General features: G+C 67.8%; 7 protein-coding genes and 1 pseudogene. 3 read left to right on the top strand and 5 right to left on the bottom strand.

Going from position 1 to position 6,873, the window contains the following annotated elements; genetic code table 11:
• Positions 1-3: 3 nt before the first annotated feature.
• Positions 4-1,359, top strand: a complete 1,356-nt coding sequence (locus tag ACWDNU_RS13600) for an aspartate aminotransferase family protein (RefSeq protein ID WP_449669034.1) — start codon at positions 4-6, stop codon at positions 1,357-1,359.
• A 102-nt stretch (positions 1,360-1,461) separates the two neighbouring features.
• Positions 1,462-2,061, top strand: a complete 600-nt coding sequence (locus ACWDNU_RS13605; protein ID WP_449669035.1) for a MarR family winged helix-turn-helix transcriptional regulator — start codon at positions 1,462-1,464, stop codon at positions 2,059-2,061.
• Between the two features lie 80 nt (positions 2,062-2,141).
• On the opposite strand, the gene ACWDNU_RS13610 is transcribed toward ACWDNU_RS13605, so the two are convergent.
• From ACWDNU_RS13610 to ACWDNU_RS13625, 4 genes and pseudogenes are all read right to left on the bottom strand, one after another.
• Entirely contained in the window at positions 2,142-2,306 is a 165-nt protein-coding gene (locus ACWDNU_RS13610) for a catalase-related domain-containing protein (protein WP_449669036.1), read from the bottom strand.
• A gap of 52 nt (positions 2,307-2,358) precedes the next feature.
• Positions 2,359-2,511 (bottom strand): annotated as a pseudogene (locus tag ACWDNU_RS13615) (catalase); the annotation flags it as partial.
• A 200-nt stretch (positions 2,512-2,711) separates the two neighbouring features.
• Complete coding sequence (locus ACWDNU_RS13620) at positions 2,712-3,377, bottom strand: response regulator (protein WP_370934432.1); 666 nt, start codon at positions 3,375-3,377, stop codon at positions 2,712-2,714.
• Positions 3,378-4,556 (bottom strand): sensor histidine kinase, encoded by a 1,179-nt coding sequence (locus ACWDNU_RS13625; protein WP_449669037.1) that lies wholly within the window; start codon positions 4,554-4,556, stop codon positions 3,378-3,380.
• A 171-nt stretch (positions 4,557-4,727) separates the two neighbouring features.
• Here ACWDNU_RS13625 and ACWDNU_RS13630 point away from each other — a divergent pair, with 171 nt between their 5' ends.
• The gene (locus tag ACWDNU_RS13630; protein WP_370934430.1) at positions 4,728-4,958 is read left to right on the top strand and encodes a hypothetical protein; all 231 of its coding nucleotides are present in this window, start codon (positions 4,728-4,730) and stop codon (positions 4,956-4,958) included.
• Between the two features lies 1 nt (position 4,959).
• Here the strand turns inward: ACWDNU_RS13630 and ACWDNU_RS13635 are convergent, their stop codons facing one another.
• A complete protein-coding gene (locus tag ACWDNU_RS13635) occupies positions 4,960-6,390 on the bottom strand; it encodes an APC family permease (protein WP_449669038.1) in 1,431 nt (476 codons plus the stop codon).
• Positions 6,391-6,873: the final 483 nt, after the last annotated feature.

A 6,873-nucleotide genomic window follows, 5' to 3' on the forward strand; every position in this document is an offset into this window, starting at 1 on the left:
GCAATGGACACTCAGTCGGCAGCAGCCCGGCACCTGTGGATGCACTTCTCCCGCATGGGAAATTACCAGGACTCGCCGGTCCCGGTGATCACTCGTGGCGAGGGCGTGCACGTGTGGGACGACCGCGGCCGCCGCATTCTCGACGGGCTGGCCGGGCTGTTCGTCGTGCAGGCCGGGCACGGCCGCCGGGAGCTCGTGGAAGTGGCCGCACAGCAGGCGAACGAGCTGGCGTACTTCCCGATTTGGGGCTATGCCACGAAACCGGCGGCGGAACTGGCCGAACGGCTCGCGCACCTCGCGCCGGGCGACCTCAACCGCGTCTTCTTCACCACCGGCGGCGGCGAGGCGGTCGAGTCCGCGTGGAAGGTCGCGAAGCAGTACTTCAAGCTGACCGGAAAACCCGGCAAGCACAAGGTGATCAGCCGCGCGGTGGCCTACCACGGCACCCCGCACGGCGCACTCGCGATCACCGGGCTGCCCGCGATGAAGAAGGACTTCGAACCGCTCGCGCCGGGCGGATTCCGCGTGCCGAACACCAACCTGTACCGGCATCCGGAGTTCGCCGACGACCTCGAAGCGTTCGGCCGCTGGGCCGCGGACCGGATCGAAGAGGCGATCCTGTTCGAGGGCGCGGACACGGTCGCCGCGGTCGTGCTCGAACCGGTGCAGAACTCCGGCGGCTGCCTCACCCCGCCGCCCGGGTACTTCGAACGGGTGCGGGAAATCTGCGACCGGCACGACGTGCTGCTGGTCGCCGACGAGGTGATCTGCGCGTTCGGGCGGCACGGCACGACGTTCGCCAGCGAGAAGTTCGGCCTCCAGCCGGACCTGCTGACCTGCGCCAAGGGGCTGAGCTCCGGCTACAGCCCGATCGCCGCGCTGATCGCGTCGGACCGCGTGATGGAACCGTTCCTCGGCGCGGGAGTCGGCTTCCCGCACGGGTACACCTTCGGCGGGCATCCGGTGTCGGCCGCAGTCGCGCTCGCGAACCTCGACCTGATGGAACGGGAGGGGCTCAACCAGCGCGTACTGGACAATCAGGGCGCGTTCGAAGCGACCCTCGGCAAGCTGCTGGACCTGCCGATCGTCGGCGACGTCCGCGGCGACGGCTACTTCTGGGCCGTCGAGCTGGTCAAGGACAAAGCGACCCGCGAGACGTTCAACGCCGACGAGCGGGAACGCCTCGTCCGCGGCTTCCTGCCGGGCGCGCTGTTCGACCGCGGCCTCTACTGCCGTCCAGACGACCGGGGCGACGTGGTCGTCCAGTTCGCCCCGCCGCTGATCGCCGGGCAGGCGGAGTTCGACGAAATGGAGCAGATCCTTCGGGACGCGCTGCTGGAGGCGCAGAAACTCGTCTGAGCCAACTGGCGAGGGAGGGGGCCGGGGCCGTGTGGTCCCGGCCTTCTTCCGTGCCGTCGCTTATTATGAGCGCCAAGGAATCCTGACCGCGAGGCGGCGCGCATGCCCGAGCACGAACCCGGCCTCGACCGCCGGCTGGCCGACGCCGTCGAGCGGCTCGGGAACGGACTGCGCGCGCTTTCCCAGCGCAGCGCCCGCACGCAGGGCCTTTCGCCGCTGCAACAACAGGCGGTGCTGTCCCTGTCCCGCCACCCCGCGCCGCGCCGCGAGGTGAACGCACTGGCCGCGGAGTTCGACGTCACCACGCCGACGATGTCCGACGCGATCAGCGCCCTGGAACGCAAAGAACTCCTCACCCGCTCACCCGGTTCGGACGGTCGTCGCCGCCTGCTCACCCTGACCGACCGCGGCTTTGAAGTCGCCGCCTCGCTGTCGGCATGGGATCAGCAACTGGTGGCGTCGCTGGCCGCGGTGCCGGAAGCGGATCAGGCCACGACACTGAATACTTTGTTGCGGGTGATCGCGGACCTGCAGCGCGGCGGTGCGATCAGCGTCGCCCGGGTGTGCACGACGTGCCGGTTCTTCGGGCGGAACGAGCATGCCGATCCGAAGGCTCCGCACCATTGTCACTTGATGCGGAAACCGTTGGAGTTGACGGAATTGCGCACTGACTGCCCGGAACACATGCAGACGCCCGCCTGACCTCCCGCCAACAACTGCGTCCGTGAGGGGAACCTTGACGGGCTCAGAGTCCCCTCCCAGACAGCAGCGACCGGAGCCGGTTACAAGACTCCGATCTCCTCGCACGCCTTCCGCACCCCGGCGCCGTAAGCCGGATCCGCCTTGGCGCAGATGTCGATATGCCACTCGACCGTTTCCTTCCGCGCGCCCTTGATCTCTCGCGCCGTGTTTTCGAAAAGCCGCTGCCACGCACCCTCGCTGCACATACAGCGTCCATTTAGGATAGTCGCCGCGCTCGATGGCCCCGCACAGGTCGCTCTGGCGCGATTCGCGGTCCTCGCCGATGAGCGCGTCGGCTTCCCGGTCGGTCAGGTTCTCGATGCCCTGCTGGGTGCACAGGTGGAACTTCACCCAGTGCCGCTCGCCCACGTCGTTGATCAGGCTGAACGCGTGCGAGCCGAAACCGTGCATGTGCCGGTAGGTCTTCGGGATGCCGCGACTGTTCTGGTTGTCGGTCACCGGCGGAACGCGCGGGCGATTCGCTGCGAAAAACAGCGTAAATTACCCGGCCAGAATATTCCCAGCAGACAAATTCACATTCCATCGAAGAACGCGCACTCATTTCCGAATACCAGCGCGCGTGCGGCTTTTCAGTGAGGTTTGCCTACTGCTCACTCCTCGCTGTCGCGCACCACCAGCGCGATCTGCACCCGGTTCACCACGCCCAGCTTCGCGAACAGGCTGCTCGTATGCGCCTTCACCGTCGCCACGCTGATGTGCAGCCGCGCCCCGACCTCGGCGTTCGACAGCCCCTCCGCGATCGCCCGCGCGGTGTCGCGTTCGCGTTCGGTCAACGCGGCCAGCCGCGCCTGCGCCGCCTCCCGCGCGGTACGCCGGGTCTCGGACGACTGCGGCCCCATCGCCGCGGTGATCAACCTGCTGGTGGCCGCCGGGGACAGCGCGGGATTCCCGTCGGCGACGGCGCGCACCGCGGCCAGGATGTCCGGCGGCGGGGTGTCCTTGAGCACGAAGCCAAGCGCCCCGGCCCGCAGCGCGCCGAGCACCATCTCATCGGAGTCGAAGGTGGTCAGCACGAGGATCCGCGGCGGGTCCGGCCAGCTGAGGATGGCTTCGGTCGCGCTCAGACCGTCGCGGCCGGGCATCCGCACGTCCATCAGCACGACGTCCGGCCGGATCCGCCGGACCTCGGCGATGGCGGCGTCGCCGTCCGCGGCCTCGCCGGCGACCTCCAGGTCGGCTTCGCCGTCGAGCATGAGCCGCAACGACATCCGCACCAGCTGATCGTCGTCGACGATCACGACCCGCACCCGGTCCACTCACTCGCTCCCTTCGCCGCGGGCAGGCCACGGCAGCCACGCGGTCAGCACGAACCCGCCGTCCGGGTCCGCGTGATGGTCAAGTTCACCACCGGCGAGCTCGACCCGCTCGGACAGCCCCAGCAACCCGAACCCAGCCGACGGCGGCGGCTTCTCCCCACTCGCCGCCCCCGAATCCCGCACGGTCACGCGCAGGCCGTCGCCCTCCCCGCCTTCCACGGTGACCCGCACTTCCGCGCCAGGTGCGTGCTTCCCGGCATTGGTCAGTCCTTCTTGGACAATCCGGTACACCGTCCGCGCAAGCAGATCCGGCGGCGTGCCGATGGATTCCGGGGTGTACGCGACGTTGACCCCCAGCGCCCGCGCATCGGCGACCAGCGCAGGCAGAGTCGCGAGCGATGGCTGCGGCGGCTCAAGCCCACCCGGGCTCGCCCGCAGCACGCCGAGCACCTCCCGCAGCTCCTCCAAAGCCTGATGCGCCCCGTCAGCGATCCCCTTGGCCAGCAGCGACACCTGGTCGGGGGCCAGATCCGTCCGATGTCCCAGCACCCCGGCCTGCATCGCGACCAGCGAAACCCGATGCGCGAGGACGTCATGCATCTCCCGCGCGATCCGATGCCGCTCGACGATCCGCGCCTCCGCCGCCCGCGCGACCTGCTCGCGTTCCGCGCTCTCCGCACGTTCCCGCAGCGACTGCAACTCCTCGCGCCGCGCCCCGATCGCCGCCCCGACCGCCACGACGATGCCGGTGATCAGCACGATGAACGCCACCGACAGCCACCAGGGGTCGGGATCCGCACCGCGCGGGTAAATACCTTCGGTGACCGCTCCCGTCGCGACGCAGGCAAACCCGATGAACGCGGTCTCGAGCGGCCGCCGCCGGGTGGCGAGCGACCCGAGCACGAGCAGCGCCGCACCTCCCGCGGACGACGACACCGCCGAGACGATCACCACCCCAGTCGCGACCGAAAGCGGATACTTCCGCCGCCACAAGGTCGCGACCAGGCATCCGACGCCGATGATCGGGTCGCCGAAGAGCAGCCACCCGATCCGCGGATCGTCAGACCCCTCCGGCAACTGGGCCGCGATCGTCAACCAGGCGAACGCACCGAGCAGCGCGGCGGCAGTCAGCCGCCACCCCTGCTGCCACAGCTTGAGCTTGGCCTGCGGAACGATCACCCGCCCATCTTCGCCGATCCGCCCATCCCGTGCAGCCGCCCACGGCACAGCGCCGCCCTAGACCAAAGTCGTACCCCTCGACTTTGGTCGGTCCCGAGTCGCTCCGCAGGTCCGATGCGTAGCTGCTTGCCGACCGCCACACTTAAGCCACCACGAGTGAGGAGAGAACGCATGAGCAAGGGCGGCTACACAGCGGTGCAGACGGTCGGCATGGTCATCACAGTCGTATGCGCACAAGCCGCGATCCGCAGTTTCTTCGACCACGACGCACGCCAGCTGTGGGGCGCGTTCGACTGGGTCCCCGGCGGATGGACCGGTCAGCTCGTCGCCTTGATTGTGCTGACGCTCGTCGGAATAGCAATCGCCAGCTGGGGCGCCAACCGAGCCAAGGCGAAAAGCTGACTCAACGCACGTCCGGCCCGAGCGCCGCGTACGTCTCCGGCCGCCTCCGTCGCAAGTAAACGGACATCACCAACCCAGCGACAATCAGAATCGGCAACAACCACGGCAACAGTCCGATCCACGCCGCGTCCGACCCTGCCATAGTCGGAAAATTCAGCACGGCCAGCACAATCACGCCGATCAACCCGGCCCCGCCCAGCCCCGGCGCGATAAACGTGCTCCACCAATGCGGATCGCGCCGCTGCCGGAAGAACACCACCACCGCGATCGACGCCATCGCCTGCAGCACGAGGATCGCCAACGTCCCGAACCCAGTCATCGAAGACGTCAAGAACGCGACCGGGTCGAGCCCCAGCACCGCGAAGATCGCCGCGACCAGAGTAGCGAACCCGATCTGCGCCGCACTGGCGTTGCGCGGCGTACCAGAAACCGTGCGCCCCAAAGCCGTCGGCAACACACCGTCACGAGCAAGCGCGTAGATGTACCGGCTGGCCGAGTTGTGCAGCGCCAGCAACGCGGCGAAAAGGCTGACCACCAGCAGCAACTGCATGACATCAGTGAGCACGGTCCCGAGAACATCCTGCGAGGTGGCGAGCAACAGGTCACCAGCCGCAAGATGGTCCTGCGCCACAGATTTCGCGTTCTCCACCCCGATCGCGCTCACCAACGCCAGCGACGTCACCGCCGCGAATACTCCGATCGCAATCACCGCGATGTAAGTAGCCCGAGGCACCGACTTGTTCGGGTCTCGCGCTTCCTCGCTGAACAGCGCTGTCGCCTCAAACCCGATAAAACACGTGGCAGCGAACAACAACCCCAGCCCGATCGACCCCGACGTCACGACCGCGGGCGACAACGCGCTGAACGAGTACCCAGACTTCACAAGCACCACAACGTCGAACACGACCAGAATGCTGACCTCAAGAATCAGCGACACGGCAAGCACCTTCGCCGAAACGTCAACCCCGCGACGGCTCAGCAGAAACACCGCCGCCACCGACAACCCAGCCCAAAACTCCCACGGCAAGTCAAGATGAAAGACCCGGTTGACGACACCCCCGGTCAGCGCCCCAGAAGTCCCGACGGCCCCAGCCACGAAGCAGTTGTACCCAGCCAACGCGACAAACGCCCCGGAAAGCCCAGCCGGACGTCCCAACGCCGCGACAAGATACGCGTAAAATCCACCGGCATTGGAGACGTACCGGCTCATCCGCGCGTACCCGATGCCGAACAACAACAGCACGACCCCAGCGATCAGGAACGACGCGGGCATCCCGCCACCGTTGCCCAGCGCGATCCCCAGCCCCGCGATCACGACCATCCCCGTCAACGGCGCGACAGCCGCCAACACGAGAAACGCGATCCCGCCAGTCCCCAACGCATTAGCGCGAAGCTGCCCTCCGACGGCCTCCGGTGTCGACTGCTGTGCCATTCCAGGCCTCCCGATCCGCGCGAGGCTCCCGTTGCCCCGCAGCGCCCCAGTGTGCTTGCCAGGAGCCTGATCGCCTTGTCGCCGCAGGCAGAGGTCTTGGCAATCCGCGCACCTCACCCCTCGGCCGCGCGTTCCGTGAGGGAACCCTCACGGACTCAGATTCCCTCAGAGTTCCCCTCACGCCCCACCCAGCACCCGCCAGGACGCGCCCCGATGCGGCATTGGGTGCGTCCCGCGCACCCAATGTGGCATTCGGTGCGTCACATGCACCCAACGCCACATTGGGGCGCTAGCCCCCGCCACCAACAAACCGCACCGGTGCACCCAACGATCGAGGCACCCAGCCCGTCCCACCAACCAACCGGCACCCGTGCACCCGCTATCGAAGCACCCAGCCCCTCCCCCGCACCCCGATATAAAGCGTCCCTGCGGTCTGGGGGTGCTTGTCAAGGCATCTTTCCCGCCTTGACATGTGCGGTCGCG

Source organism: Amycolatopsis sp. NPDC003676 (assembly GCF_053587275.1).

Excerpts from the sequence above, each read along its gene's own strand:
- ACWDNU_RS13600 (WP_449669034.1), top strand. The coding sequence starts at position 4 with ATGGACACTCAGTCGGCAGCAGCCCGGCACCTGTGGATGCACTTCTCC.
- ACWDNU_RS13605 (WP_449669035.1), top strand. The coding sequence starts at position 1,462 with ATGCCCGAGCACGAACCCGGCCTCGACCGCCGGCTGGCCGACGCCGTC.
- ACWDNU_RS13610 (WP_449669036.1), bottom strand. The coding sequence starts at position 2,306 with ATGTGCAGCGAGGGTGCGTGGCAGCGGCTTTTCGAAAACACGGCGCGA.
- ACWDNU_RS13630 (WP_370934430.1), top strand. The coding sequence starts at position 4,728 with ATGAGCAAGGGCGGCTACACAGCGGTGCAGACGGTCGGCATGGTCATC.
- ACWDNU_RS13635 (WP_449669038.1), bottom strand. The coding sequence starts at position 6,390 with ATGGCACAGCAGTCGACACCGGAGGCCGTCGGAGGGCAGCTTCGCGCT.